1 protein-coding gene is annotated in these 1,164 nt (G+C 66.3%); it reads left to right on the top strand.

Features of this window, described 5'->3' with window-relative positions:
• The coding region (locus tag EF834_RS18055) for a condensation domain-containing protein (RefSeq protein ID WP_235871302.1) at positions 1 to 1,164 on the top strand (1,164 nt) is incomplete at both ends.

Here is a 1,164-nt window from a genome sequence, read left to right as displayed (position 1 = left end):
GCGGCGGCCGGAAGGCGTTGGTGGCCGGTCCGCGTCCGGACCGGATCCCACTCTCGCTCGCGCAGCAGCGGATGTGGTTCCTCAACCGTCTCGAACCCGAGTCCGCCGCCTACAACATCCCATTCGCTGTCCGGTTGTCGGGCGGTTTGGATGTGGACGCGTTGCGGGCGGCCATCGTCGATGTGGTCGACCGGCACGAGTCCTTGCGGACCCGGTACCCGGAGGTCGAGGGGGTCGGGTTCCAGGTGGTGCTGTCGGTCGAGGAGGCGCTGGCGGGGTGGGATCTCGGTCCCGAGCAGGTCTCGGCCGACGAGGTCCGTGACCGGGTGATTGCGCTCGGGTCGACGCAGTTCGATGTCACGGCCGAGGTGCCGGTGCGGGTGCGGCTCTTCGAGGTGTCCCCGTCCGAGCACGTGCTGATGGTTGTGGTGCACCACATCTCATCGGACGGCGTGTCGATGGGACCGCTGATCCGCGACATCGTCACCTCATACGCCTCCCGGGCGGCTGGCAAGACGCCGAGGTTGGAGCCGCTTGCGGTGCAGTATGCGGATTATGCGTTGTGGCAGCAGGAGGTGCTGGGTTCGGAGGACGACGCCGAGTCGGTGATTGCGCGTCAGATCGGGTATTGGCGTGGGCAGTTGGCGGGTATTCCGGATCAGTTGGATCTGCCGGTGGATCGTCCGCGTCCGGCGCAGCAGTCGTATGCGGGTGCGACTGTGGGTGTCGAGGTGGATGCGGAGACGCATCGGGCTTTGGTGGAGTTGGGTCGGGCTCGGGGTGCGAGTTCGTTCATGGTGATGCATGCGGTGTTGTCGGTGTTGCTGGCGCGGTTGTCGCGGTCGCGGGACATCGTGGTGGGCACCCCGATCGCCGGGCGCGGTCAGGCGGCGCTGGACGATTTGGTGGGCATGTTCGTGAACATGCTGGCGTTGCGGGTGCAGGTGGATCCGGCGGAGTCGTTCACGGATCTGTTGTCGCGGGTGCGTGAGGTGGATCTGGATGCGTATGCGCATGATGATCTGCCGTTCGAGCGGCTGGTGGAGGTGCTCAATCCGGTTCGGTCGGCGTCGCGGCATCCGTTGTTCCAGGTCGGGTTCTCGTTCCAGAACATGCGGATCGGTGCGCTCGAGTTGCCTGGTCTCGAGGTGGCGCCGCTCGAGG

The sequence above is a fragment of the Rhodococcus spongiicola genome (assembly GCF_004011835.1).
Lineage (GTDB): Bacteria > Actinomycetota > Actinomycetes > Mycobacteriales > Mycobacteriaceae > Prescottella > Prescottella spongiicola.
This window is presented reverse-complemented; position numbering and strand designations above follow the sequence as displayed.